This is a genomic window from Pseudomonas sp. BTN1 (assembly GCF_001907715.1).
Classification (GTDB): Bacteria; Pseudomonadota; Gammaproteobacteria; order Pseudomonadales; family Pseudomonadaceae; genus Aquipseudomonas; species Aquipseudomonas paracarnis.
This window is the reverse complement of record NZ_MPBM01000005.1, coordinates 32,849-57,764: the sequence shown is the minus strand read 5'-3', so window position 1 is coordinate 57,764 and position 24,916 is coordinate 32,849. Positions and strand designations below refer to the sequence as shown.

The window sequence follows — 24,916 nt, the reverse complement described above, 5'->3', positions numbered from 1 at the left end:
TCCCTCTATTCAATCGCTGTACGAATATACAGTAACTGAATATTTGAAAAGCCGCCATCGCATAAATCTCAGCGCAGGAAGGCAACCACCTGCTCGGTGTCGAACGGCCAGTCCAGTTCCGCCCCGGTGTCCGTGCGGCGAAGCACCGGAATCCGCAGGCCGTAGACGTCTGTCAGGTCCTGCGGATCGGTGATATCCACCAACTCCACCAACAGCCCGTGTTCGACGAGCGGCATGACTTCGGCTTCGGCGATCTCACACAAATGGCAACCCAGGGTGCCGAACAGCTGGCATTCAGGAAGCATGATGAAAGGACTCGGTCACAAAACGAATCTCCATTCTAAGCCCAACAAGCCCCTTGTAGGAGCGAGCTTGCTCGCTCCTACGGTGCAAAAAGCCTGACCCAGATCACCATGGCCTATAACTGATTCAGCGATTCTCGCGGCTTTTTGCCGCTCACCCTGCAACGGAGATGCCTGTGTTCGCCAACCTGCTGATTATTCTGGCTTCATCCCTGGTGGTGATTGCGTTGTTTCGCCGGCTGCAGTTGCCTCCCGTGCTGGGCTACCTGTGCGTGGGCCTGGCAGTGGGGCCCACCGCGCTGGACTGGGTCAATGACAACGAAGACCTGCCGGACCTGGCCGAGATGGGCGTGGTGTTCCTGTTGTTTTCCCTGGGGCTTGAGTTTTCCCTGTCGAAAATGTTGGCGCTGCGCAGCGTGGTATTTGGCCTGGGCAGCCTGCAGGTGCTGGGGTGCGGGGCATTGCTGGGCGTTTTGTTGATGAGCTTAGGCCTCGCGCCTGGCATCGCGTTATTGCTGGGCGCAGGGCTGGCGTTATCGTCCACGGCCATTGTCAGCAAGGAATTGACCAGCCTCGGGGAAATCTTCAGCAGTCATGGCCAGAATGCGATAGGCGTGTTGCTGTTCCAGGATGTCGTGGCGGTGTTGCTGCTGACACTGGTGCCGGTGTTTGCCGGCAGCAGCGACCACGCCTGGTACTGGGCGCTGCCGTTGACGCTGGCTAAGACCGTGGTGCTGTTCGTGGGCCTGTTGTTCGCCAGCCGCTGGTTGCTGCCGCGCCTGTTCCGTGAAGTCGCCGCGTCTCATTCGGCGGAGCTGTTTGTGCTGCTGGCGCTGGTGATTGTCTTGCTCACCGCCTGGCTCACCCACCTGCTGGGCCTGTCCCCTGCCCTCGGCGCGTTCCTGGCCGGCATGCTGCTGGGCGAGAGCCATTACCGACACCAGATCGAAGCCGATATCCGCCCGTTTCGCGACATCCTGCTGGGGCTGTTTTTTGTCAGCATCGGCATGCTCATCGATCTGCAGTTGTTCGTCAGCCACAGCCTGTTGATCCTCGGCCTGACGCTCACGTTGATGCTGGTCAAAGGCATGGTCGTCGCGGCGCTGGTCAAGTGGCGTGACAGCGACACCGAAACGGCCTGGCGCAGCGGCCTGGCACTGGCCCAGGGCGGCGAATTCTGTTTTGCGCTGATGGCGCAAATGCAGCAGAGCCGGTTGATTCCCGATGAGTTCAACGGCCTGCTACTGGCTGCCACCTTCTGCTCAATGCTGCTGACACCACTGCTGTTACGTGCGGCACCGGCCATCGCCCTGCGCCTGCATCGCAAGCCCAACCAGCAAGTGCAACTGGAACACATCACCGCGCTCAACGCCCAACTGCATAGGCACGTGGTGATTTGCGGGTATGGCCGGGTAGGCCAGTCCATCGGGCGCTTTATGCGCCGCGAACAACAGGCGTTTATCGCCCTGGATGATGACCCCGAACGGGTGCAGGAAGCCGCCACCGAGGACAGCAGCGTGCATTACGGCGACTGCCGCCGTGGCGCTTTGCTCAGCGCCGTCGGCCTGGAACGGTCGCGGTTGGTGGTGATCGCGGTGGACAACAGCGATGTCGCGCTGGTGGTGCTCAAGGAGGCACGGCAGATCAACCCTGACGTGCCGATTTTGGTGCGCACCCGCGATGACAGCCAGTTGGCTGAGCTCAAGGCCGCGGGCGCCAGCGAAGTGGTGCCCGAGCTGTTGGAGTCGAGCCTGATGCTCGCCTCCCATGCCCTGATCCTGCTGGGTCTGCCGGACCAACAGGTGCAGGCGCGAGTGAACGAAGTACGGCGCAACCACTATCGCCTGCTGCACGGTTTCTACCCACCGGAACACACTGACGAAGACGCGCCGATCAGTCCTGACTGACCGCGCCGATTTTGTGAATCGACAGGTCTGCGCCGTAATACTCCTGCTCCTGGCTCAAGCGCAGCCCTTGCACACGCTTGATCACACCGTACACCAGCAAGCCGCCGCCAAACGCCACGGCCACGCCCAACCCGGTGCCGATCAACTGGCTGATCAGGCTCACGCCGCCCAGCCCACCGAGGGCGGCCTGCCCGAAAATACCGCAGGCAATGCCGCCCCACACACCGCACAAGCCATGCAATGGCCACACGCCCAGCACGTCATCGATCTTCCAGCGCGACTGGGCAGCGATAAAACACCATACGAACAAGCCACCAGCCACCACGCCCGTGACCAGCGCGCCCACCGGGTGCATCAGGTCGGAACCGGCGCAGATTGCCACCAACCCGGCCAAAGGACCGTTGTGCAGAAACCCAGGATCGTTACGGCCAATTACCAGAGCAGCCACGGTGCCACCGACCATGGCCATCAGCGAATTGACGGCCACCAGGCCACTGACGCCATTGAGGGTTTGGGCGCTCATCACGTTAAAGCCGAACCAGCCCACGATCAAAATCCACGAGCCCAGCGCCAGGAAAGGAATGCTCGACGGCGCGAACGCCACCAGACGCCCTTCACGATAACGCCCATTGCGCGGGCCCAGCAGCAACACCGCCGCCAGCGCCAGCCAGCCGCCCATGGCGTGAACCACCACGGAACCGGCAAAGTCGTGGAAGCTGGCACCAAAGGTTGCGAGCAGCCAGGCTTGCAGGCCAAGGTTGCCGTTCCACACCAGACCTTCGAAGAACGGGTAGATAAACGCCACGATCAACGCGGTGGCACACAGCTGCGGCGCAAACTTGGCACGCTCGGCAATCCCACCGGAAATGATCGCCGGAATCGCCGCGGCAAACGTCAGCAGGAAGAAAAACTTCACCAGGCCGTAGCCATGATCGGCGCTGATCACGGCGGCCGGTTGCAGGAAGCTCACACCGTAGGAGATCCAATAGCCTATAAAGAAATAGGCCAGCGTTGAAATCGCAAAATCACTGAGGATTTTCGACAAGGCGTTGACCTGGTTTTTCTGGCGCACCGTGCCAACCTCAAGGAAGGCAAAGCCGGCGTGCATGGCCAGCACCATGACCGCGCCAATCAGAATGAACAAGGTGTTGGAACTGTGGACGAGGGTGTCCACCGCGCTTTGCAAGTTTTCCATGGAGGTTGGCAGGCCTGCATCAAGGCAAAAAGCACCAAAGCGGTTCAAGCCAGGGTTTCGCGCACTAAATTGGCACCGCCGGCCTCGCCCTTCTTCAGAGGGCGTGAACCGCTTTAGCGCAGCGATCAACACAACAGGCCGTTGCCGACAGGGTTTTTCCGCGAAGTTAAGTGATTTAGGGTAAGGTTTTTCAAGGTTTTCACCTCGACCGCCCGGATTCAGCGCAGGCTCCAGGGCCTGCGCACCAAGGCAAAGCAAAAGCTGTACCACACAATTGCAGTGAACCTTCAGCGAACGCCGCGACTCGAAACCACACGTACAGATCAGCTACCCACGGAGATAACCATGGCCGGTAAAACAGCAAAGACTGCTCAAGAGATACTGATGGAGGATTTTCAAACCCTGGTCAGCGATACCGAAAAGCTGCTGGACGACACTGCCGTGCTGGCCGGTGACCAGGCTGACGAGCTGCGCACCAAGATCCACGAGAGCCTGCTCAAGGCCCGCCAGACCCTGCAACTGACCGAAGACTCATTGCGCGAGCGCGGCCAGGCGGCGATCACTGCCACTGAAGACTACGTGCAAGCCAACCCATGGCAGTCAGTCGGCATTGCTGCCGGCGTAGGTTTTTTGATCGGTCTATTGGCTACAAGGCGCTAACCATGTCTATCGGCGAATCCAGCTCATCCACGAGCGCACATTCCTCAGCAAGCGGTTCAACTTCCCGACGCCTGGGCGCAGCTGTGCTGGGCTTGCTGCACAGTCATGTCGAGTTGTTCGGCATTGAATTACAAGAGCAAAAGGCCCGTACCGTCAGCCTGTTGCTGTTTGCCGGCCTGGCATTGGTGTTTGCCCTGCTGTTGCTGGTGGGCTTGTCGACGCTGGTGATGATCCTGGTGTGGGACACGGGCTATCGCCTGACCGGCATCATCTGCCTCTGCGTGTTCTATAGCCTGGCCGCTGCGTTCTGCGGCGTGCGCTTGAAGGCGGCGGTATTCGATGAGTCCACGCCCTTCCATGCCACGCTCGAAGAACTGGCCAATGACCGGGAGCGCCTGCTGCCATGAGCATGACTGAGATCCCGCAAAATACGTCACGCCGGGAAATGCGCAAAGCCTTGATCCGCCTGCGCATGGAAATGCACCGCCAGGAAATCCGGCATGAGTCCCAACAACTCATGGCCCCCCTGCACAAAATGCGCAACATGCGCCACAACTGGCAGGACAGCCTGGGCATCAAGCACGCGCCGTTGTGGGGCGTGGCGGCGGTCACGCTGATGGGCTTCTTTACCGGCAAGGGCGCCAAGGGCGGCAGTATCAGCAGCATCACGCGCCTGGTGCGGCTGGGTGCCGGGTTGATCCCACTGATCAAGTTGGCCATGCAAGGCGCTTCGCGCAAAAGCTGACCTTCGAAAGCCAATGACCGCAACGACCAGACAACTGCTGGTCATTGCGGTTTTTTGCGCTGCCTGTTAATTGATACTGACGCGGCCGACCGCTGGATTCGCTTGCCCCATAAAGGCCGAACCGGGAAGCTGGCGCTGTCATTCACCCTACGGAGAGCCTCTGCCTTGGATTGGCCCACCCTGTTGACCCGCGAACGTCTTGGAAAACCCCTGCACAGCCCTGAAGAACTGGGCCGCAGTCCCTTTCACAAAGATCACGACCGCATTATTTTCTCTGGCGCGTTCCGGCGCCTGGGGCGCAAGACCCAAGTACACCCGGTGACGAGCAACGACCATATCCACACACGCTTGACCCACTCGCTGGAAGTCAGCTGCGTGGGGCGCTCCCTGGGCATGCGCGTAGGCGAAACCCTGCGCGGCGCCCTGCCCGACTGGTGCGACCCGAGCGACCTGGGCATGGTGGTGCAATCGGCCTGCCTGGCCCATGACATCGGCAACCCACCGTTCGGGCACTCTGGCGAAGACGCCATTCGCCACTGGTTCCAACAGGCCGCCGGGCGCGGCTGGCTGGATGACATGAGCAGCGCCGAACGCAATGACTTCCTTAACTTCGAAGGCAATGCCCAGGGTTTTCGGGTGCTCACCCAACTTGAATACCATCAGTTCGACGGCGGTACGCGGCTGACCTACGCCACCTTGGGCACTTACCTTAAATACCCCTGGACCGCCCGCCACGCCGACTCGCTGGGCTACAAGAAACACAAGTTTGGCTGTTACCAGAGCGAGCTGCCGATTCTTGAGCAAATCGCCCACAAGCTGGGGTTGCCTCAGTTGGAGGAACAACGTTGGGCGCGTCACCCGCTCGTGTATCTGATGGAGGCCGCCGACGACATCTGCTATGCGTTGATCGACCTGGAAGACGGCCTGGAAATGGAGTTGCTGGAGTACGCCGAAGTCGAGTCATTGCTGCTGGACCTGGTCGGCGATGATCTGCCACAAACCTATCGCCAACTGGGGCCAATGGACTCGCGCCGCCGCAAGCTGGCGATCCTGCGCGGCAAAGCCATCGAGCACCTGACCAACGCAGCGGCGCAGGCGTTCGTCGAACAACAGGACGCCCTGTTGGCCGGCACGCTGCCGGGGGATCTGGTGGAGCACATGCACGGCCCGGCAAAGCGCTGCGTGCTGGATGCCAAGGACATGGCGCGCAAGAAAATCTTCCAGGACAAGCGCAAGACGTTGCATGAAATCGGGGCCTACACCACCCTGGAAATCCTGCTGAACGCCTTCTGCGGCGCGGCCCTTGAACAACATGGCGGGCGCACCCCGTCGTTCAAGAACCGGCGCATTCTCGACCTGCTAGGCAATAGCGCGCCAGACCCCGCCTGGTCACTGCACGCCTCGTTCCTGCGGATGATCGACTTCATCGCCGGTATGACCGACAGCTACGCCACCGAAATGGCACGAGAAATGACCGGGCGCTCCGGCCCCCAATAACGACTTCATCAGGCAACCTGTTCCCTGAAGCGAATTGCCCTACGACGGGAACAGAGCGGCCTGATCGAATTCGTACAGACACTCGAAGAATAATCACGCGCGCTCCCAACGGACCAGCCGAGTCATTCCTACTGCCCCCATCGACGCTTGCCTTACTGTGTGCTCTTTATGCCCAGCTATTCTCTCCGTATTCTTTTGGTGGAGGATCACCCCTTTCAACTCCTGGCCACCCAATGCCTGCTCAGAAGTTTCGGCTTCGACCAACTGACCGCGGTGGAAAATGCCGAGCAGGCCATACGCGCGATGAGCCAGTCCGAACACCCTTTCGACCTGATGTTATGCGACCAATGCCTGCCAGACCTGCCTGGGCTTGAACTGGTGGAAATCGCCAGCCGCCGACGCTTCATCAGCAGTGCCATCCTGTTGAGCGGCTTACCTACGCCAGAACTGGTCAACCTGACGACACAAGCCGCGCAACGAAATCTGCCCCTCCTTGGCTATTTGCCAAAACCTTTGAACAAAGATGATCTTGAAATATTAATCGGCTTAACTTTTGACCCCCTCATGTAGGATTTTAAACATTCCTTTCAACGAAAATAGATACGAGGCCCGCCGTAAATTCCCCAGCCTTGCGTCTTGTCATGATCGACCTCGAAACGCTCACATACCCTGTCACGATTACCTAACAACTTGTAGGTCTATACCTTTTTAAATGTAGGAACTTTCCTGTTCTGCATCTACTCCTTGCGAGCTTCATACTGCGGACTCACCTTCTGAGCTAATGTGCCCGCTTTATCTGCACCTGCATGGAATGTGACTATGAACTCAGTTTTTATTATCGACGACCATCCCGTTATCCGGCTTGCCATTCGAATGTTGCTGGAACATGAAGGTTACAAAGTCGTCGGCGAAACAGATAACGGGTGCGATGCCATACAGATGGTGCGTGAATGCCTTCCAGACTTGGTGATTCTCGACATCAGCATCCCGAAACTTGATGGCCTTGAGGTGCTCTGCCGGTTCAACGCCATGAACACCTCGATGAAAACCCTGGTCCTCACGGCTCAATGTCCGACGTTGTTTGCCACGCGGTGCATGCGCTCGGGGGCAGAGGGCTATGTGTGCAAGGAGGGTGACCTGAGCGAGTTGCTGAGCGCCATCCGCGCGGTGCTATCCGGCTACAACTACTTCCCCAGCCAGGCCTTGAATGGCCCCGGAACGGAAGGCATGGATGCTCAGGAGCTGGAACTGTTCAAGACCGTCAACGACCGGGAGCTGATGGTGCTGCAACTGTTTGCACAAGGTCGCACTAACAAGGAAATCGCCAAAGGTATGTTCCTGAGTAACAAGACCGTCAGTACTTATAAGAAAAGATTAATGCAAAAACTCCAAGCCAAATCCTTGGTCGACCTCATCGAGTTGGCAAAACGAAACGCGCTAGTGTGAGAAAGCGGATGCCCAGGCGTATAAAGGACTATCTGATTATATTAAGTGCCGGTTTGTACTTCAGCACAACTGTGCTGGCAGAGCACCAAACCAGCCCGGAACGCTTCACCCTCTTGAGTCGTGCGGGAGCTGTACAACTGGACACTCATTTTGACAAGGCCCAGCGCCAGTGGCTGCATAACAAACGTGAACTAACGCTGGGTACATCCAGTCCTGACTACCCACCCTTTGACCTCACGTCCAGCGGACATGATTATGAAGGCCTTACCGCCGATTACGCGGGATTGCTGGCCAAGGCACTCTCCCTGCCCATCACTGTGATGCGCTACCCGTCCCGGGCGGCTGCCATTCGCGCCCTGGAAGCCGGGGAAATCGACTTGTTGGGCTCCTCCAACGGCTTTGAGGCTGCAACGCCGAATCTGATCCTCTCCGAACCCTATGCGGTAGACCAGCCAGTCCTGGTCACACGCGAGGGAGAAACCCGCAGCCTCAGTGAAGGCCTCGACGGGCTGCGCCTGAGCCTTGTCTATCACTACCTGCCGCTTAATGAGGTGGAAAAGCTGTACCCCAAGGCGATCATCCGCGCCTACCCCTCTTATCAGAATGCCTTGAATGCAGTGGCCTTCGACCAGGCGGATGTGTTTCTCGGTGACACCATTTCCACCCATTACATGATCAACAAGGGCTACCTCAAAAACATTCGCATGGCCAACTTCGGCAAGCATGAAGCTTATGGCTTCAGCTTTGCCACGCGTCAGGACAACCGGATGCTCTTGAGCATTGTCGATTCAGCGCTGGCTTCGGTGCCCATCAATGAACGGGAGAGCATCGCCAAGCGTTGGAGCGCCGGCAGCGATATCCTGCTGACCGACAAGAAACTGCAACTGACCCAGCGCGAAGAGCGTTGGCTCAAAGACCACCCGGTGGTGACGGTCATCGTCAACGAAACCTTCGCGCCACTGACATTTTTCGATGCGGACGGCAACTTTCGCGGGATCACCGCGGACCTGCTGGAATTGATCCGCCTGCGCACCGGCCTGCGTTTTTCGGTACAACGTGGGCGCGACGTCAACGCGATGATCGACCAGGTCGCGACCCAGAAAGTCGATATGATCGGGGCCATCGTTCCCAGCAACGAGCGAGACCCACAACTTAATTTCAGCCGCCCTTACCTCGAAAACTCCTATGTGCTGTTGACGCGCAAAGAGCCAGGAGCGCCGTCGAACATGGAGCAAATGGCCGGAAAGCGCCTGGCGATAACCCAGGGTAACCCCTTGGCCGCAACCTTGACCAAGGACTTTCCTGAGATTCACCTGGTGGAAACCAGTGATACATTCAGAGCATCCGAGCTGCTCGCACAGGGACAAGTAGATGGGGCCGTGAACACCCTGGTGATCGCCAACTACTTCCTGTCTTCCCAGGTTTTCCAGGACCGCCTGCAAATCAGCGCCAGCATCGGCACCACCCCCGCAACATTCACCCTGGCCACCTCGCGCCAAGCCACGGAGTTGAGCTCGATCCTCGACAAGGCCCTGCTCAGCATTGCCCCGGATGAAATGGGCGTGATCAACAGCCGCTGGCGGGGCTACACCGCCGCGTCCGACAGTTACTGGCGAAACTATCATCAGTTGATCGCGCGCATCATCATCGGCACCGGCCTGTTGCTGTTGATTTCCTTGGCCTGGAACGCCTACATGCGGCGCCAGATCAAGCATCGAAAAATGGCCGAACGCGCCCTCAACGATCAGTTCGAGTTCATGCGCGCGCTGGTCAATGAGACGCCGCATCCGATCTACGTGCGCGACCGCAATGGCCTGCTGCAGACCTGCAACGACAGCTACCTGCAGGTGTTCGACGTCAAGCGTGAAGACGTGATCGGCAAAAGCGTGACCCAGATGAGCATGGCCCTGGAGTCGGAGGCGGCCCAGTACCATGCTGACTATCTGCGCGTGGTGGCCGAGGGCAACCCGCTGATCCTCGATCGCAGCCTGCATATCCACGACAGGAAACTGACCATCTACCACTGGATCCTGCCTTACCGCGACTCCACGGGTGAAGTCCAAGGCATCATCGGTGGCTGGATCGATATCAGTGACCGACGCCAGCTATTCGATGAACTGCGCGCCGCCAAGGAGCGTGCCGACGAGGCCAATCGCGCCAAGAGCACGTTCCTGGCCACCATGAGCCACGAGATTCGCACCTCGATGAACGCCGTGATCGGCATGCTCGAACTGACGCTCAAGCGCGCCGATCAAGGGCATCTTGACCGTCCGGCAATCGAAGTGGCGTACAACTCGGCCAGAGACCTGCTGGAACTGATCGGTGACATCCTCGACATCGCGCGTATCGAGTCGGGCCGCCTCAGCCTGGCGCCGGAGCGCGTGAACCTGCGGGAGGTCATTGAATCAGTGGTGCGCGTGTTCGACGGTCTTGCACGGCAAAAAACCCTCAGCCTGCTGCTGGAGTTCAAGCCCGACCTTAACGATATCGAGGTGCTGATAGACCCGCTGCGCTTCAAGCAGGTGCTCTCGAACCTTGTGAGCAACGCGATCAAGTTCACCGAACAGGGACAGGTCAAGATCAAGGTTGAACTGCAGCCTACCCAGGCACCGGAGCAGATCGAGCTGAAACTGGTGGTGGAAGACACCGGCATCGGCATCAGTCGGGAGGACCAACTACGCCTGTTCGAACCCTTTGCGCAAGCAGACAATTCCGGGCAACTGGCCCGTAGTGGTGCGGGCCTGGGACTGGTGATCTGCCGCAGCCTGTGCGCGATGATGGGCGGCCAACTGAGCCTGAGCAGCGTGCCCATGGTGGGCACCCAGGTGCACGTCAACCTGAGCATGCCCCGCTTGCAAGCGGTCCAGCCGGTAGGTGACCAAACGCCGCAAAAGCCGGCTACCGCACTGATGCTTAATGTACTGGTGGTCGACGATCACCCGGCGAACCGCCTGCTGATGTGCCAGCAGTTGGGCTACCTGGGCCATAAATTCACCGCTGCCGAGCACGGTGCGGCGGGGTTCCAGGCCTGGCGTAAAGAGCATTTCGACTTAGTGATTGCCGACTGCAATATGCCCATCATGAATGGCTATGAACTGAGTCGCTCAATCCGTGAGTATGAGCAGCGCGAGCAATTGGTGCCCTGCGTGGTACTGGGCTTTACCGCCAACGCCCAGCCAGAGGAAAGGCAACGGTGCGTGCAAGCCGGCATGGATGACTGCCTGTTCAAGCCCATCAGCCTTACCGTGCTGGAGCGCCAACTGACACACATTGTCCCTAAAGCCGTGCACCCACGGCTGGACCTCGAATGCCTGGAAGCGCTGACCGGCGGTGATCCCCACTTGAGTCGACGCTTGCTGGAGGAACTGCTGAGCAGCAGCCTTCACGACCGCCAGCTGCTTATCGAACTGCTGGATCGACACGCGCCCCTCTCAGACATCATTGAGCAAGCTCACAAGATCAAAGGCGCGGCCCGTATCGTGCAAGCCCACTCATTGGCGGGGCAATGCGAAGCCTTGGAGCAAACCTGCTCTCGCAATGAGGAGTGGGCGGTGATCGAAAGCGGCATCAAGGCACTGGAACAACTCATGCTGGAATTGGAAAAGATGTTGCAGGTTCAGCTGGATGAGCTGCCAGGCCAATAAGTGCAACAGCCGGTAGCCCAAGGAACGAGCAAACGCGCTCCTTGCGCTACCGGCATAAACACCCGCCGCTTCAGCAGTCGGTCAATCGCAGGAAAATAGCCGCCAAGCGCTCGATCCCCACCTGGTCCTGGGGGGTAAACCGAGCCAAGGACGGGCTGTCGAGGTCAAGGACGCCAATCAATTGACCGTCCTTGACCAAGGGCACCACCAATTCACTGTTCGAAGCGCTGTCGCAGGCAATATGGCCTGGGAATGCGTGCACATCTTCCACGCGCTGGGTTTGCCGCGTTGCCGCAGCCGCACCACACACGCCACGACCGAACGGAATGCGCACACAGGCGATTTGCCCCTGAAATGGCCCAAGCACCAGCTCTTCATTGCGATTAAGGTAAAAACCCGCCCAGTTCAAGTCATCCAGCTGGTTGAACAGGAACGCGGAAAACTGCGCACTGTTGGCAATAAAATCGCGTTCATCAGCCAACAGCGACTCCAGTTGCGCGCACAGCATGGCATAGCCATCAAGGCCGCTGCCGGCCTGTTGTAGATCGATCATGGTTGACGTTCCAGCAATTTGAGACCTACCCAGTAACGGGCGAATTGATAGGCACACCGACCATTGCGGTTGCCGCGCCCAGTGGCCCAGCGTACCGCGAGGACATCAAGCTGTTCATCGCGCTGCCACTGCAAGCCGGCCTTGCTGGCCAGCTCACCGATCCAGTGCTCCACCACATCCAGGAAATGCTCCTGGCTAAACGGGTAGAAAGACAACCACAAACCAAAACGATCCGACAAGGCAATCTTATCTTCAACCGCCTCGCTCGGGTGCAACTCGCCATCCACGCGTTTCCAGTTGTCATTGTCGCTCTGGTTTTCCGGCACCAGATGGCGACGGTTGGACGTGGCATACAGCAGCACGTTTTCCGGCGCCTGCTCCAGGGAGCCATCCAGCACGCTCTTGAGCACCCGATAGTCACCTTCGCCGGCCTCGAACGACAGGTCATCGCAAAACAAAATAAAGCGTTGTGGTAGCTTGATCAGTTGCTCGACCACCCGCGGCAGGTCCGCCAGGTGGTCACGCTCGATCTCGATCAAGCGCAGGCCCGCGTTGGCGTGCTGGGCGAGCAAGGCACGGACCATGGAAGACTTGCCGGTGCCACGCGAACCCCACAACAGCGCATGGTTGGCGGGCAAACCGTCGAGGAACTGTTGGGTGTTGCGCGCCAGTTGTTCACGTTGCTTGTCGACACCTATCAGGTCCGACAAGCGCATGTCCAGGCTGACCTCCAGCGGCAACAGGAAGCCATTGCGGCCTTCGCGCTGCCAACGGGCGGCGAGGCATTGGTTCCAGTCGATCGCTTGGCGCGGTGCGGGTAACAACGGTTCCAGGCGAGCCAGCACCGCATCGGCACGCTCAAGAAAGGCATTCAATCGAGAATCCACAGCTATTCCTCTGGCAAGTTCTTGCAAAAGATGGCGTATTGGCAACCCTGCGGCACACTGCATGGGCTGCATCAAACAAACGATTCATGCCGGGCAAGCCAAAGCTTGTGGATGTTCAGCTATGCTTGCCGGGCGAAGGGAAACGCTAAGTGGTTCAACACTCGATGGATATCAAGTTCGCCCACCGCTTGTCTTATAAACAAGCCAGATTGACTGTGCTGGTCGGTTTCGTGTTGGGAACCTTGCTCAGCCTGATCCAAATCGGCATTGATTATGCCAGCGAAGACGCATCCATCAACCGTGAAATACGCTCACTGATTGAAATCAGCCATAACCCGGCGTCACGCATCGCCTACAACATCGATGCCGAACTCGCCCAGGAACTGACCCTGGGCCTGCTGCACTCCCCTGCCATCATCCGCGCGCAGTTGATCGACAACAATGGCGTGGTGCTGGCCGACGTCAACCGCCCGCGCAAAGAAAGCAACTATCGGCCCGTCAGCGATTTTCTGTTTGGGGCCAATCGCCAGTTTGAAGACCGGCTGTTTCTCAGCCATATGCCCAACGACTCCCTGGGTGTGCTACGCCTGGACGTCGATACCTATGCCTTTGGCAGCCGTTTCCTGCATCGCGCCGAGATCACCCTGCTCAACGGCTTCGCCCGCAGCCTGCTGCTCACCGGGATTTTGCTGGGCCTGTTCTATGTGATGCTCACCCAACCGCTGGTGCGCATTATTCGCGAACTGAGCACACGCAAACAGGCGCGACTGGATTGCCCCGCGGGGCATGAACACGATGAAATCGGCGTGCTGGTCAATGTCGCTAACCAGCAATTTGAAAACATGGAAACCGAGATCCAGCAACGGCGCCACGCCGAAGACCGCCTCACGGAGTACCTGGGGCAGCTGGAAAATATCGTTTCGGCGCGCACCCTTGAACTCAAGGCCAGCAACCAACGCTTGAGCCAGTCCAACGATGAGCTGGAAGCAGCGAAAATGACGGCGTTGGGCATGGCCCAGGCGCGGGCGGCATTCCTGGCCAATATGAGCCATGAAATCCGCACGCCACTCAATGGGCTGCTGGGCATGATTGCCCTGTCACTGGACAGCCCGCTGACTGCCGAACAGCGCCAGCAACTGTCCATTGCCCATGACTCAGGTAAAGTGCTGGTGGAGTTGCTCAACGATATCCTCGATCTGTCCAAATTCGACGCTGGGCAACTGGAGCTGGAGCATATTCCGTTCGACCTGGGCTCCCTGGTGGAGGACACCGCCAACCTGCTGTCGCAAAACGCGGCGCCGAGTGTTGAGTTGACCTGCCTGATCGACCCGCGATTTCCCGCCCAGGTGATCGGCGACCCAACCCGTGTGCGGCAAATCGTCAGCAACTTGCTCTCCAATGCCTTGAAGTTCACCCGCTTTGGCCGCGTCGACGTGCGCCTGCGCGCCTCGGCAGGCAGGGTCAGCATCGAAGTGTGCGATACCGGCATTGGTATCGCTCAGGAAGCCCAAGTGAAAATTTTCCAACCATTCACCCAGGCCGGCGCTGGCATCACCCGCCAGTTTGGTGGAACGGGATTGGGCCTGGCGTTGACCCATAACCTGTGCGAAGCCATGCAAGGTCGTTTGAGTATCAGCTCGGAGGTGGGCTTTGGCAGCCAGTTCTGCGCCGACCTCCCGCTGCCCGCGCATTTGCCTGCCACACGCTATGCACCGCTCACCGGCGAGGTGATCGCCATCACCAACGCCGGCGGCGGGCTGACGGAGCTGCTCACCACCCTGCTGCCCTCTTGGGGGCTGACGCCGCGCTGCTATTCCCAGGACGATGATCTGAGCGGGCTGGCGCCCGACCTGTTGATCACCGACTGCCCTGAATGCCTGTTCCGCTTGCGCCCGGGCATCAGCGCGCCGATTCTGCTGGTCACCGCCTACGGCAACTTTTTGCCCAGCGCTGAAGTCGCGGCCCTGGCGCCGCTGCAGCAACAAGCCCGCCCGTTGAGCCGCAACGCGCTGTACCAGATCCTGCAACGCAACCTGCGCAGCGACGCGCAACTGGTCCTCGATCCGGTGCAGATAGAAGCCGCACCGCTTGCGCACCGCGCGCGCATCCTGCTGGTGGAGGACAACGCGGTCAACCAACTGGTGGCCAAGGGCATGCTCAGCAAGCTCGGGTGCGAGGTGATCGTCGCGGCCCACGGTGGCGAAGCCCTCAAGCTGCTGGAGGATCAGCGCTTCGATATGGTGTTGATGGACTGCAACATGCCCGTGATGGATGGCTATGAGGCCAGCCGACAGATTCGTCGCAGCGGGCGGTGGCCGGACTTGCCCATCGTGGCCTTGACCGCCAACGCGATGGCCGAAGAACGCGAGCGTTGCCGGGCCGCGGGAATGAACGATTACCTGGCCAAGCCGTTTCGCCGGGAAGAACTCAACGCCTTGCTGGAGCTGTGGGTACCGAAGACCATCAGCCTCTGAGGGGTACCCGCAATGCTTAGGTCATTTGAGCAGGGCTTCGATCTCCTGGGTCAAGTCCTGGGGCTTGGTGGTTGGCGCAAAGCGCTTGACCTGCTGGCCATCACGGCCGATGAGGAACTTGGTGAAGTTCCACTTGATGTTCTTGGAACCCAGTAGTCCCGGGGCCTGTTTTTTCAACTGCACGAACAGCGGGTGGGCATCGCTGCCATTGACGTCGATTTTCTTGAACAGCGGAAAACTGACGCCGAAATTCAGCTCGCAGAACTCGGATATCGCGCCTTCGTTGCCCGGTTCCTGCTTGCCGAACTGGTTGCAGGGAAAGCCGAGCACCACCAGGCCCTGGTCCTTGTATTGCTGCCAAAGCTGCTCAAGGCCCTTGTACTGCGGGGTGAAGCCGCATTTGCTGGCGGTGTTGACCACCAAAATGGCCTTGCCGGCAAAATCGGCCAAGGTCTTTTGTTCACCCTTTATGGTGGTGCAAGGGATGCTCAGCAGGGAGTCGCTCATGGCAATACCTCAAGTCAGCGAAAGAAGAACCTTATTCGTGTAGGAGCGAGCTTGCTCGCGAAAAACTCCCAGACGCCGCGTTCATTCAGGCGCCCCGCGTTATCGTTGGCGTTTTTCGCGAGCAAGCTCGCTCCTACGGGGGCTATGTAAGCCTAGCGCGGCACCAGCTCCAGGCATACCGAGTTGATGCAGTAGCGCAGGCCCGTCGGCGGCGGACCATCCGGAAACACATGCCCCAGGTGTGCGTCACACTTGGCGCAGGTGACTTCGGTACGAATCATGCCGTGGCTGACATCGCGGATCTCGACCATCGCGCTGTCGGCAATCGGCTCATAGAAGCTGGGCCAGCCACAGCCGGAATCAAACTTGGCCTTGGAATCGAACAGCGGCTCGTTGCAGCAGATGCAGTGGTAGACGCCGTCGGTCTTGGTGGCGTTGTACTTGCCGCTGAACGGTCGCTCGGTACCCTTGAGACGGCACACGTTGTACTGCTCCGGATCGAGCATCGCCTTCCATTCATCTACAGTTTTCTGCAACTTTTCCATCGGTACACCTCGGCAACTGAAAAACCCTGATCTGTGTCTTTTCCATGGATCAGACGGCACGTATGATTGCGCCTCTTCAAAACGCCAGTCTGGCACCCGCGCCATCGGCATTCAAACGTATTTATGGGTGCGGGCCGTGCAGGCTTCACCCTACGGTAGTGCCTACGCCGTCGGGATCGTTCATTTTCAGGATCACATCGCCATGCAGGTCAGCAAATCGAACAAGCTCGCCAACGTCTGCTATGACATTCGCGGCCCGGTGCTCAAGCACGCCAAACGCCTGGAAGAGGAAGGCCATCGCATCCTCAAGCTGAACATTGGCAACCCGGCGCCGTTTGGTTTCGAAGCGCCGGACGAAATCCTCCAGGATGTGATCCGCAACCTGCCGACCGCCCAGGGCTACAGCGACTCCAAAGGCCTGTTCAGCGCGCGCAAGGCGGTGATGCAGTACTACCAGCAGAAGCAGGTCGAAGGTGTCGGCATCGAGGACATCTACCTGGGCAACGGCGTGTCCGAGCTGATCGTGATGTCCATGCAGGCATTGCTCAACAACGGCGATGAAGTCCTGGTGCCAGCCCCGGATTACCCGCTGTGGACCGCCGCCGTGACCTTGGCGGGCGGCCACCCGGTGCATTACCTGTGTGATGAGGGCGCCGACTGGTTCCCGGACCTGGCCGACATCAAGGCCAAGATCACGCCCAACACCAAGGCTCTGGTGATCATCAACCCGAACAACCCCACCGGCGCCGTGTACTCCAGGGAAGTATTGCTGGGCATGCTGGAACTGGCGCGTCAGCACAACCTGGTGGTGTTCTCCGACGAGATCTACGACAAGATCCTCTATGATGACGCCGTGCATATCTGCACCGCCTCCCTGGCCCCGGACCTGCTGTGCCTGACCTTCAATGGCCTGTCCAAGTCCTACCGCGTGGCGGGTTTCCGCTCCGGCTGGATCGCCATCTCCGGGCCCAAGCACAATGCGCAAAGCTATATAGAAGGCATCGACATGCTGGCCAACATGCGCCTGTGCGCCAACGTACCGAGCCAGCACGCGATCCAGACCGCCCTCGGCGGCTACCAGAGCATCAATGACCTGGTCTTGCCTCAAGGCCGCCTGCTGGAGCAGCGTAACCGCACCTGGGAGTTGCTTAACGCTATCCCCGGCGTGAGCTGTGTGAAGCCCATGGGTGCGCTCTATGCGTTCCCGCGGATCGACCCGAAAGTCTGCCCGATCCTCAACGATGAGAAGTTCGTGCTCGACCTGCTGCTGTCGGAAAAACTGCTGGTCGTGCAAGGTACCGCCTTCAACTGGCCATGGCCGGATCACTTCCGCGTAGTGACCTTGCCACGCGTGGATGACCTGGAAATGGCCATTGGTCGCATCGGCAACTTCCTGAAGTCCTATCGCCAGTAAGGCCATTGACGCTGTACGACTCACTTGGGGTCGTACAGCGATTATCTGGCAACACTTCTGCGTCACTTACTTGCGGTTGTACTTCATTTGGCCCCTGCCGAGGACGTACCCCTTATAATCACGGGGCGGCGAGGTAGTATCGGGTTGATAAGGGCTGACGATACAGGTCGGAAAATCCCTTCAAGGCCCTACGCCCGAGGCGTAGGACACAGTTTGAAATAGTCCCCCGGTTGAATCACCCCATGCCGCACCTTATATACCCCGCAGTGAGCGACATATTAAGCATGAGGAGAATTCTACAACCATGATGCGCATCCTGCTGTTCTTGGCCACTAACCTGGCGGTCGTACTGATTGCCAGCGTCACCCTGAGCCTTTTTGGCTTCAACGGGTTCATGGCGGCCAATGGGGTTGATCTGAACCTCAATCAGCTGCTGATTTTCTGTGCGGTCTTTGGTTTTGCCGGTTCGCTGTTTTCGCTGTTCATCTCCAAGTGGATGGCGAAGATGAGCACCAGCACCCAGATCATCACTCAACCCCGCACTCGCCATGAACAATGGCTGATGCAAACCGTGGAACAGTTGTCTCAAGAAGCCGGCATCAAAATGCCCGAAGTGGGGATCTTTCCGGCTTATGAGGCCAACGCCTTTGCGACCGGCTGGAACAAGAACGACGCGCTGGTGGCCGTGAGCCAGGGCCTGCTGGAGCGGTTTTCGCCCGATGAAGTCAAGGCGGTGCTGGCCCACGAGATCGGTCACGTGGCCAACGGCGACATGGTCACCCTGGCGCTGGTACAGGGCGTGGTGAACACCTTCGTGATGTTCTTCGCGCGGATCATCGGCAACTTCGTCGACAAGGTCATCTTCAAGAATGAAGAAGGCCGCGGCATTGCCTACTTCGTGGCGACCATTTTCGCCGAGTTGGTCCTGGGCTTCCTGGCCAGCGCCATCGTGATGTGGTTCTCGCGCAAACGCGAGTTCCGCGCCGACGAAGCCGGCGCACGCCTGGCGGGCACCAGCGCAATGATCGGCGCGCTGCAACGCTTGCGCTCTGAACAGGGCCTGCCGGTGCATATGCCCGACAGCCTGACCGCCTTCGGCATCAACGGCGGCATCAAGCAGGGCCTGGCTCGCCTGTTCATGAGCCACCCGCCGCTGGAAGAGCGGATTGACGCATTGCGTCGCCGCGGCTGATAGCCGGATGACTCGAAAAGGGGCGATCTAATCGCTCCTTTTTTGTGCCTGCTGATTTCCCCGCTCGCGCCTACAAAAGGAAAAGGCCTTTTAGAGCCTGGTCAGCCGATAAGCACGCTCTTCAAGGCGAGTCACTCCGTCCTGCACGAACTTCCAGCTCTCCCCCAGGATGTCTCGCTCCTCCAGCCGCTCCAACGCCCAATGCGGTGCTAGCAGCACCTGCACTTCCTCGTCCGAGACAGCAAAGGGTGGGCCGGCTTTCTGCGCCTGGTCGTAATCGAGGGTAACCAGCAACCCCTGGCAGCCTGACGGCAGCAAGGCATTCAGGTGCTCGGCGTATTGCGCACGCATCAGCGGAGGCAATGCAATCAACGCGGCGCGATCATATACGCCGCGGCAACCGACCAGCGCCTGCGCATCCAGGCTGAAGAAATCGCCACACCACAGTTCGATCTGACCCGCCTGGTAGACCTTGAAGACGCCCTTATGACTGACGTGCGGCACCAGCCCCTGCTCGCTGAAGAACGCCTCAACCGCCTGCTCCGACAGCTCCACGCCCATTACCGGGTACCCCTGGCTCTCGAGCCATACCAAGTCCAGGCTTTTGCCACACAACGGCACCAGCACCTTTGCCCCCTCGGGCAACCCCAACACGGGCCAGTGCCGTTGCAAGTAGGGATTGACCTCGCGCTGATGGAAACCGATCTGATTGCTCGCCCAGCGGTCCTGCCAAAATTCAGGCTGCATGAATCACTCCGAAAATTCGATCAAAAGGCGCTAAAACTTATATTAGATTTAGATCAATGATCTGATTGAAGATGGCGTTATCTTAACCCTCAGGACCCGCTCATGCTCCCCAGCCTGTTTATCTCCCACGGCTCGCCCATGCTGGCCTTGCAACCCGGCGCCAGTGGCCCCGCGCTACAGCGCCTGGCTGCCGAGCTACCCCGCCCCAAAGCCATTGTGGTGGTGTCGGCGCATTGGGAAAGCCCGGAACTGCTGGTCAGCGGCGGTGCTGCACCGGAAACCTGGCACGACTTTGGCGGCTTTGCGCGCGAGTTGTTTGCGGTGCAATACCCCGCGCCGGGTGACCCACAGCTGGCCAGTGAGATCGTCGAGCTGCTGCACGCCGACGGTCTGGCTGCACGTATTGACGAGCAACGTCCCTTCGACCACGGCACCTGGGTCCCGCTGTCGCTGATGTATCCGGCAGCAGACCTTCCAGTGGTGCAAGTTTCCTTGCCCAGCCGCCTGGGCCCCGCCCTGCAAACCCGGGTCGGGCATGCGCTCGCCAGCCTGCGCGAACAGGGCGTGCTGTTGATCGGCTCCGGCAGCATCACTCATAACCTGGGCGAACTGGATTGGCGCGCCGGGCCGGAAACGATCACCCCGTGGGCGCGGGAGTTTCGCGACTGGGTGGTCGACAAACTGGCGACCAATGACGACGCCGCCTTGCATGACTATCGGCGCCAGGCGCCACATGCCGTGCGCAACCATCCCAGCGATGAGCATTTGCTGCCGCTGTACTTTGCGCGGGGTGCGGGCGCAGATTTCAGCGTGGCGCACCAAGGCTTCACACTGGGCGCCCTGGGCATGGATATCTATCGCTTTGACTGACACCGTCATAGCTTTAGAAGCTGGCTTGCTGCAATAGCAGCCGACGGTAACCACGATGCAAAACGAGCCGCTCTTGATCTTGATCTGCTTGTGATCTTGATCTGGCTTTTGATCTTAGGCGCCCCGTTAAACCACGCTGGCCGGCAGGCATGGATATGTACACGGTCCAACTGAGTTGACTGTTAGGCCGTCTTCGCGAGCAAGCCCGCTCCCACAGTTTGATTGCGGGGTGTCAGGTAGAAAAGCGTCGGCTGTCAGACCGTCTTCGCAGGCAAGCCAGCTCCCACATTTGGATCGCGGGGCATCAGTTAGATCAGCATCTACCATCAGGTCGTCGCGGGAGCCAGCTCCCACAGTTGATCGCCTCGGAGACTAAAACATGAGGCAAAAAAATCCCCGAACCAGTCGGGGATTTTTTATGTGCGATCAATCAGCCCAAGGGCAGATCAATCTTCGCGGTAGCGACGCAGCTTGAGCTGCTTACCGGCAACGCGAGTGTCTTTGAGCTTGGCCAGCAGTTTTTCCAGGCCGTCTTCCGGCAGCTCCACCAGGGAGAAGCTGTCACGCACCTGGATGCGACCGATGGCTTCACGTGCCAGGCCACCCTCGTTGAGGATAGCGCCCAGCAGGTTCTTGGCCGCGATACCATCACGCGCACCCAGCGCGGTACGGCAACGAGCACGGCCTTCAGCCAATGGCACTGGAGCGCGACGCTCGCGATCACCACGGTCTGGACGGTCGCCGGAACGCTCTGGACGATCACCGCGTGGCGCGCTGTTCGGAACCAGTGGACGTTCTTTTTCGATGGCTGCCAGGGTCAGGGCCTGACCATTGGTAGCTTTGCGCAGCAGAGCTGCAGCCAGGGCACGCGGGGTGCAACCGATATCGGCAGTCAGGCGGTCCAGCAGGTCGCCGTGGGTCGATTCAGCGTCAGCCACCAGTGGCGCCAGGCTGTTGGTCAGTTTCTTGATGCGCGCATCGAGAACGGCCTGGGCATCCGGCAGGCGGACTTCGGCAACTTTCTGGCCGGTAACACGCTCGATCACTTGCAGCATGCGGCGCTCACGTGGAGTCACCAGCAGCAATGCACGGCCTTCGCGACCGGCACGGCCGGTACGGCCGATACGGTGAACGTAGGATTCTGGATCGTAAGGCATGTCAACGTTGAACACGTGGGTGATACGTGGAACGTCGAGGCCACGGGCGGCAACGTCGGTCGCCACAACGATGTCCAGACGACCATCCTTGAGGGAGTCGATCACGCGCTCACGCTGGTTCTGGGCAATGTCACCGTTCAGCGCAGCGGCTTTGTAGCCTTTGGCTTCCAGGGCGCTGGCCAGGTCCAGGGTCGCTTGCTTGGTGCGCACGAACATGATCAGGGCGTCGAAGTCTTCGACTTCCAGCAGGCTCAATACAGCCGAGGTCTTCTGGTCAGCGTGAACCAACAGGTGAGCCTGTTCGATCGCGGTAACGGTCTGGGTCTTGGTCTGGATCTTCACGTGCTCCGGATCGCGCAGGTGGCGTTCGGCAATGGCACGGATGGACTGCGGCAGGGTCGCCGAGAACAACACGGTCTGACGGGTCGCTGGCAGTGCCTTGAAGATGACTTCCAGGTCATCCATGAAGCCCAGCTTCAACATTTCGTCAGCTTCGTCCAGAACCAGGTGGTTCACGGTCGACAGGACTTTTTCGTCACGACGCAGGTGGTCGCACAGACGGCCCGGAGTGGCGACAACGATCTGTGCGCCATTACGGATTGCCTTGAGTTGTGGGCCCATAGGCGCGCCGCCGTAAACGGCCACAACAGTTACACCCGGCATTTGCTTGGCGTAGGTTTCAAAGGCGGTTGCTACTTGCAGCGCCAACTCACGGGTTGGCGCCAGGATCAGGGCTTGCGGCTCGCGCTTGGCAGGATCGATGCAGTGCAGGATTGGCAAAGCGAACGCGGCAGTTTTGCCGGTACCGGTTTGCGCCTGGCCAATCATGTCCTTACCGGCCATGATGATCGGGATCGATTGCTGCTGAATCGCCGAAGGTTCTTCGTAGCCGGTCGCTGCGACGGCTGCAAGAATATTCGGGTTAAGATTAAAAGCGGCGAAGCCGCCGGTTTCCTGGGTCATGGGTCTGCCTCTAAGTGCATCCGCAAAGACCCATGCTCCAAAGCTGCGCATGCCGTGTTGAGACTCAAGAGTCGCCCTGGCTGCTTTGTCGGCGGGGATTTGCGAAAACGAATGAATGAAAAAGATTCGTCAAGGAAGAGTCCGCTGTGCGGACGTGCAGCCGAAGCTGACTTCGGGGAATTGCGCTACCTAAACGCGGCCCGGTTAAAGGCCGGCGCGCACTATACCGGAAATAGCTGAAAAAGGGAGCTTTTTTTATCGCCAGGCACCGATAAACCGCACTGCGTCACGCGCTTTGCAGATCCGTGCGCCAGGGTCTATTTTTCAAAGGCCCGGCCCTGTTGGTCATCGAGCTTAAACGGTTCACCCACCCGCTGAGACCCTTTGGTCTGAAACCTTACCCGCGCCCCGAGGGCACACCCCATGAATCAAGCCAGCAGTAGCCGTGTCAGCCGCGCACTTGAGGGTCATGTTCTATTGCTGGGCCTGGACCGTGTGGCCAAGCGCAACGCCTTCGACCTGGATTTGCTCAATGCGCTGAGCCTGGCCTATGGCGAATTTGATCGAAACGATGACGCACGGGTGGCCGTGGTGTTTGCCCATGGCGACCACTTCACGGCCGGGCTGGACCTGGCCAATGTCAGCAGCGTGATGGCGGGTGGCTGGCAACCGCCGCTGGGAGGGTGCGACCCGTGGGGGGTGTTTGCAGGCCCGCGCGTGAGCAAGCCGGTGATCGTCGCCGCCCAGGGTTATTGCCTGACGATCGGTATCGAATTGATGCTGGCGGCGGATATCAACCTCTGCGCCAGCAATACCCGCTTTGCCCAGATGGAGGTGCAACGCGGGATCTTCCCGTTTGGCGGCGCGACATTGCGCTTTCATCAGATTGCCGGCTGGGGCAATGCGATGCGCTGGCTGCTCACCGGCGACGAGTTCGACGCCCATGAAGCCCTGCGCCTGGGGTTGGTGCAGGAAGTGATGGCCAGTGAAGACCTGTTGCCCCGCGCCATCGAGTTGGCCAACCGCATTGCGCGCCAGGCACCGCTGGGTGTACAGGCCACGTTGATGTCGGCACGGCTGGCGCGTATGGAGGGTGAGGCTGTGGCAGCCGCCGCGCTGCCGCCCATGGTGGATAAACTGCTCAACAGTGAAGATGCCAAGGAGGGTGTTCGGGCGATGGTCGAGAAGCGGCCGGGGGTGTTCAAGGGGATTTGAACGAACTGAATTAGCGGTCGGCAGTGAGGGCCTCTTCGCGGGCAAGCCCGCTCCCACAGTTGAATTGCATGCTCTGTTGAAATGCAATCCCCTGTGGGAGCGGGCCTGCCCGCGAAAGCGTCCGAACTGGCAACTAAGTTGCCGGCCGAATCGCCTTGATCAACGGCTGCAACGAGTACCCCAAGCGCGGCGCCAAAGCTTCGGCGCGGGCTGACAGCGCCTCCAGGTCCAGCACCTGATCCAGCTCCGAAGGCACCAACAGAATCACATTGCCCTCCTTCACCGGCAGCTCCCAGTAATGCCGGTGGTACAACCCACGCAACAACGCCGCCCCCAACGGCTTGCCATCATCGGTGGCCCATTGGTTGATCACCAGCCAGCCGCCGGGGTTGAGTTTCTTCTGACAGTTTTCCAGGAAGGTCCAGGCCAGATGCCCCACGCCCGGGCCGACATCGGTGTAGAGGTCGACGAAAATCAAATCGGCCGATTCGGCACTGTCGAGCAATTGCAACGCGTCGCCAATGCGGATGTACAAGCGCGGGTCGTCATCCAGCCCCAGATATTCGATGGCCAGGCGCGGCACATCAGGGCGCAGCTCAATGGCTTCGACATCTTCCAGCGCCAGGAACTTGAGGCACGCCTGGGTCAACGTGCCCGCGCCCAGGCCGAGAAACAATGCACTCTCCGGCTGTTCATGGCACAACGCGCCGATCAGCATGGCGCGGGTGTAGTCGTACTCCAGCCAGCTCGGGTCAGCAGTGAACACACAGCTTTGCTCGATGGCGTCGCCAAATTCGAGAAAGCGGTAATCAGCCACTTCAAGCACACGGATCATGCCGAATTCATCATGGACTTCGGCCAGCAGGTGCTCGACACGCTCCTCGCTCATCACTACTCCTAAAAGGGTCTGCTGCACGGCAAAGGCGCGATTGTCGGCCAAGCGGCAGCAACAGGTCACGCACTAATTGCTGCTAACATTGACGCCCGAACATCCAC

23 protein-coding genes and 1 pseudogene are annotated in these 24,916 nt (G+C 59.4%); 15 read left to right on the top strand and 9 right to left on the bottom strand.

The window, feature by feature from the left end; translation table 11 throughout:
* Nucleotides 1-68: 68 nt before the first annotated feature.
* Entirely contained in the window at nucleotides 69-305 is a 237-nt protein-coding gene (locus BMH52_RS01920; RefSeq protein WP_014717692.1) for a glutaredoxin family protein, read from the bottom strand.
* Nucleotides 306-478: 173 nt separating this feature from the next.
* On the opposite strand from BMH52_RS01920, the gene BMH52_RS01915 reads away from it, so the two are divergent.
* Nucleotides 479-2,209: a monovalent cation:proton antiporter-2 (CPA2) family protein gene (locus BMH52_RS01915; RefSeq protein ID WP_032903008.1), complete on the top strand. Its 1,731-nt coding sequence runs from the start codon at nucleotides 479-481 to the stop codon at nucleotides 2,207-2,209.
* On the opposite strand, the gene BMH52_RS01910 is transcribed toward BMH52_RS01915, so the two are convergent.
* Nucleotides 2,196-3,404: an ammonium transporter gene (locus BMH52_RS01910; protein WP_014717690.1), complete on the bottom strand. Its 1,209-nt coding sequence runs from the start codon at nucleotides 3,402-3,404 to the stop codon at nucleotides 2,196-2,198. The genes BMH52_RS01915 and BMH52_RS01910 overlap by 14 nt on opposite strands.
* Nucleotides 3,405-3,749: 345 nt before the next feature.
* On the opposite strand from BMH52_RS01910, the gene BMH52_RS01905 reads away from it, so the two are divergent.
* The 7 genes from BMH52_RS01905 to BMH52_RS01875 all read left to right on the top strand — a co-directional run bounded on the left by BMH52_RS01905 (nucleotide 3,750) and on the right by BMH52_RS01875 (nucleotide 11,396).
* Entirely contained in the window at nucleotides 3,750-4,064 is a 315-nt protein-coding gene (locus tag BMH52_RS01905) for a YqjD family protein (protein ID WP_019820355.1), read from the top strand.
* Nucleotides 4,065-4,066: 2 nt separating this feature from the next.
* A complete protein-coding gene (locus BMH52_RS01900; protein WP_005786473.1) occupies nucleotides 4,067-4,471 on the top strand; it encodes a phage holin family protein in 405 nt (134 codons plus the stop codon).
* The gene (locus tag BMH52_RS01895; protein WP_014717689.1) at nucleotides 4,468-4,809 is read left to right on the top strand and encodes a hypothetical protein; all 342 of its coding nucleotides are present in this window, start codon (nucleotides 4,468-4,470) and stop codon (nucleotides 4,807-4,809) included. The genes BMH52_RS01900 and BMH52_RS01895 overlap by 4 nt, the downstream gene beginning before the upstream one ends.
* A 165-nt stretch (nucleotides 4,810-4,974) precedes the next feature.
* A complete protein-coding gene (locus BMH52_RS01890; RefSeq protein ID WP_014717688.1) occupies nucleotides 4,975-6,306 on the top strand; it encodes a deoxyguanosinetriphosphate triphosphohydrolase in 1,332 nt (443 codons plus the stop codon).
* Between the two features lie 168 nt (nucleotides 6,307-6,474).
* A complete protein-coding gene (locus tag BMH52_RS01885; RefSeq protein ID WP_014717687.1) occupies nucleotides 6,475-6,876 on the top strand; it encodes a response regulator in 402 nt (133 codons plus the stop codon).
* Between the two features lie 249 nt (nucleotides 6,877-7,125).
* Nucleotides 7,126-7,752, top strand: coding sequence for a response regulator transcription factor (locus BMH52_RS01880; protein ID WP_014717686.1), 627 nt, complete (start codon nucleotides 7,126-7,128; stop codon nucleotides 7,750-7,752).
* Between the two features lie 8 nt (nucleotides 7,753-7,760).
* On the top strand, nucleotides 7,761-11,396 hold the full coding sequence (locus BMH52_RS01875; protein WP_073842768.1) for a transporter substrate-binding domain-containing protein: 3,636 nt from the start codon (nucleotides 7,761-7,763) through the stop codon (nucleotides 11,394-11,396).
* 70 nt (nucleotides 11,397-11,466) lie between these two features.
* On the opposite strand, the gene BMH52_RS01870 is transcribed toward BMH52_RS01875, so the two are convergent.
* Entirely contained in the window at nucleotides 11,467-11,949 is a 483-nt protein-coding gene (locus tag BMH52_RS01870) for a GAF domain-containing protein (protein WP_014717684.1), read from the bottom strand.
* The gene (locus BMH52_RS01865) at nucleotides 11,946-12,836 is read right to left on the bottom strand and encodes an ATP-binding protein (protein ID WP_019820351.1); all 891 of its coding nucleotides are present in this window, start codon (nucleotides 12,834-12,836) and stop codon (nucleotides 11,946-11,948) included. The genes BMH52_RS01870 and BMH52_RS01865 overlap by 4 nt, the downstream gene beginning before the upstream one ends.
* 164 nt (nucleotides 12,837-13,000) lie before the next feature.
* Between BMH52_RS01865 and BMH52_RS01860 the strand changes: the two are divergent.
* The 3 genes and pseudogenes from BMH52_RS01860 to BMH52_RS29885 all read left to right on the top strand — a co-directional run.
* Nucleotides 13,001-14,509 (top strand): annotated as a pseudogene (locus BMH52_RS01860) (ATP-binding protein); the annotation flags it as partial.
* Nucleotides 14,440-14,664, top strand: coding sequence for a DUF2486 family protein (locus BMH52_RS29890; RefSeq protein ID WP_371360401.1), 225 nt, complete (start codon nucleotides 14,440-14,442; stop codon nucleotides 14,662-14,664). The pseudogene BMH52_RS01860 and the gene BMH52_RS29890, both read left to right, overlap by 70 nt.
* A complete protein-coding gene (locus tag BMH52_RS29885) occupies nucleotides 14,564-15,310 on the top strand; it encodes a response regulator (RefSeq protein ID WP_370712655.1) in 747 nt (248 codons plus the stop codon). The genes BMH52_RS29890 and BMH52_RS29885 overlap by 101 nt, the downstream gene beginning before the upstream one ends.
* 21 nt (nucleotides 15,311-15,331) lie before the next feature.
* On the opposite strand, the gene BMH52_RS01855 is transcribed toward BMH52_RS29885, so the two are convergent.
* A complete protein-coding gene (locus BMH52_RS01855; protein WP_014717681.1) occupies nucleotides 15,332-15,817 on the bottom strand; it encodes a glutathione peroxidase in 486 nt (161 codons plus the stop codon).
* Between the two features lie 152 nt (nucleotides 15,818-15,969).
* A complete protein-coding gene (msrB, locus tag BMH52_RS01850) occupies nucleotides 15,970-16,362 on the bottom strand; it encodes a peptide-methionine (R)-S-oxide reductase MsrB (protein ID WP_014717680.1) in 393 nt (130 codons plus the stop codon).
* A 202-nt stretch (nucleotides 16,363-16,564) separates the two neighbouring features.
* Between msrB and BMH52_RS01845 the strand changes: the two genes are divergently transcribed.
* Together BMH52_RS01845 and htpX are read left to right on the top strand one after the other, a co-directional pair.
* On the top strand, nucleotides 16,565-17,776 hold the full coding sequence (locus BMH52_RS01845) for a pyridoxal phosphate-dependent aminotransferase (RefSeq protein WP_003209058.1): 1,212 nt from the start codon (nucleotides 16,565-16,567) through the stop codon (nucleotides 17,774-17,776).
* Nucleotides 17,777-18,080: 304 nt separating this feature from the next.
* The gene (htpX, locus tag BMH52_RS01840) at nucleotides 18,081-18,968 is read left to right on the top strand and encodes a protease HtpX (protein WP_003189904.1); all 888 of its coding nucleotides are present in this window, start codon (nucleotides 18,081-18,083) and stop codon (nucleotides 18,966-18,968) included.
* 90 nt (nucleotides 18,969-19,058) lie between these two features.
* On the opposite strand, the gene BMH52_RS01835 is transcribed toward htpX, so the two are convergent.
* Complete coding sequence (locus tag BMH52_RS01835) at nucleotides 19,059-19,715, bottom strand: thiopurine S-methyltransferase (protein ID WP_014717679.1); 657 nt, start codon at nucleotides 19,713-19,715, stop codon at nucleotides 19,059-19,061.
* 102 nt (nucleotides 19,716-19,817) lie between these two features.
* On the opposite strand from BMH52_RS01835, the gene BMH52_RS01830 reads away from it, so the two are divergent.
* The gene (locus BMH52_RS01830; protein WP_073842766.1) at nucleotides 19,818-20,585 is read left to right on the top strand and encodes a class III extradiol ring-cleavage dioxygenase; all 768 of its coding nucleotides are present in this window, start codon (nucleotides 19,818-19,820) and stop codon (nucleotides 20,583-20,585) included.
* 446 nt (nucleotides 20,586-21,031) lie between these two features.
* Here the strand turns inward: BMH52_RS01830 and BMH52_RS01825 are convergent, their stop codons facing one another.
* Nucleotides 21,032-22,705 (bottom strand): DEAD/DEAH box helicase, encoded by a 1,674-nt coding sequence (locus tag BMH52_RS01825; RefSeq protein WP_014717677.1) that lies wholly within the window; start codon nucleotides 22,703-22,705, stop codon nucleotides 21,032-21,034.
* A gap of 423 nt (nucleotides 22,706-23,128) precedes the next feature.
* Here BMH52_RS01825 and BMH52_RS01820 point away from each other — a divergent pair, with 423 nt between their 5' ends.
* A complete protein-coding gene (locus BMH52_RS01820) occupies nucleotides 23,129-23,920 on the top strand; it encodes a crotonase/enoyl-CoA hydratase family protein (RefSeq protein WP_014717676.1) in 792 nt (263 codons plus the stop codon).
* Between the two features lie 133 nt (nucleotides 23,921-24,053).
* Here BMH52_RS01820 and BMH52_RS01815 read toward each other — a convergent pair whose 3' ends face one another.
* Complete coding sequence (locus BMH52_RS01815) at nucleotides 24,054-24,809, bottom strand: spermidine synthase (protein WP_014717675.1); 756 nt, start codon at nucleotides 24,807-24,809, stop codon at nucleotides 24,054-24,056.
* Nucleotides 24,810-24,916 lie beyond the last annotated feature (107 nt).

Excerpts from the sequence above, each read along its gene's own strand:
- BMH52_RS01845 (WP_003209058.1), top strand. The coding sequence starts at position 16,565 with ATGCAGGTCAGCAAATCGAACAAGCTCGCCAACGTCTGCTATGACATT.
- BMH52_RS01895 (WP_014717689.1), top strand. The coding sequence starts at position 4,468 with ATGAGCATGACTGAGATCCCGCAAAATACGTCACGCCGGGAAATGCGC.
- BMH52_RS01875 (WP_073842768.1), top strand. The coding sequence starts at position 7,761 with ATGCCCAGGCGTATAAAGGACTATCTGATTATATTAAGTGCCGGTTTG.
- BMH52_RS01885 (WP_014717687.1), top strand. The coding sequence starts at position 6,475 with ATGCCCAGCTATTCTCTCCGTATTCTTTTGGTGGAGGATCACCCCTTT.
- BMH52_RS01830 (WP_073842766.1), top strand. The coding sequence starts at position 19,818 with ATGCTCCCCAGCCTGTTTATCTCCCACGGCTCGCCCATGCTGGCCTTG.
- BMH52_RS01905 (WP_019820355.1), top strand. The coding sequence starts at position 3,750 with ATGGCCGGTAAAACAGCAAAGACTGCTCAAGAGATACTGATGGAGGAT.
- htpX (WP_003189904.1), top strand. The coding sequence starts at position 18,081 with ATGATGCGCATCCTGCTGTTCTTGGCCACTAACCTGGCGGTCGTACTG.
- msrB (WP_014717680.1), bottom strand. The coding sequence starts at position 16,362 with ATGGAAAAGTTGCAGAAAACTGTAGATGAATGGAAGGCGATGCTCGAT.
- BMH52_RS01920 (WP_014717692.1), bottom strand. The coding sequence starts at position 305 with ATGCTTCCTGAATGCCAGCTGTTCGGCACCCTGGGTTGCCATTTGTGT.
- BMH52_RS01910 (WP_014717690.1), bottom strand. The coding sequence starts at position 3,404 with ATGGAAAACTTGCAAAGCGCGGTGGACACCCTCGTCCACAGTTCCAAC.
- BMH52_RS01855 (WP_014717681.1), bottom strand. The coding sequence starts at position 15,817 with ATGAGCGACTCCCTGCTGAGCATCCCTTGCACCACCATAAAGGGTGAA.
- BMH52_RS01900 (WP_005786473.1), top strand. The coding sequence starts at position 4,067 with ATGTCTATCGGCGAATCCAGCTCATCCACGAGCGCACATTCCTCAGCA.
- BMH52_RS01880 (WP_014717686.1), top strand. The coding sequence starts at position 7,126 with ATGAACTCAGTTTTTATTATCGACGACCATCCCGTTATCCGGCTTGCC.
- BMH52_RS01815 (WP_014717675.1), bottom strand. The coding sequence starts at position 24,809 with ATGAGCGAGGAGCGTGTCGAGCACCTGCTGGCCGAAGTCCATGATGAA.
- BMH52_RS01825 (WP_014717677.1), bottom strand. The coding sequence starts at position 22,705 with ATGACCCAGGAAACCGGCGGCTTCGCCGCTTTTAATCTTAACCCGAAT.
- BMH52_RS01820 (WP_014717676.1), top strand. The coding sequence starts at position 23,129 with ATGAATCAAGCCAGCAGTAGCCGTGTCAGCCGCGCACTTGAGGGTCAT.
- BMH52_RS01835 (WP_014717679.1), bottom strand. The coding sequence starts at position 19,715 with ATGCAGCCTGAATTTTGGCAGGACCGCTGGGCGAGCAATCAGATCGGT.
- BMH52_RS01870 (WP_014717684.1), bottom strand. The coding sequence starts at position 11,949 with ATGATCGATCTACAACAGGCCGGCAGCGGCCTTGATGGCTATGCCATG.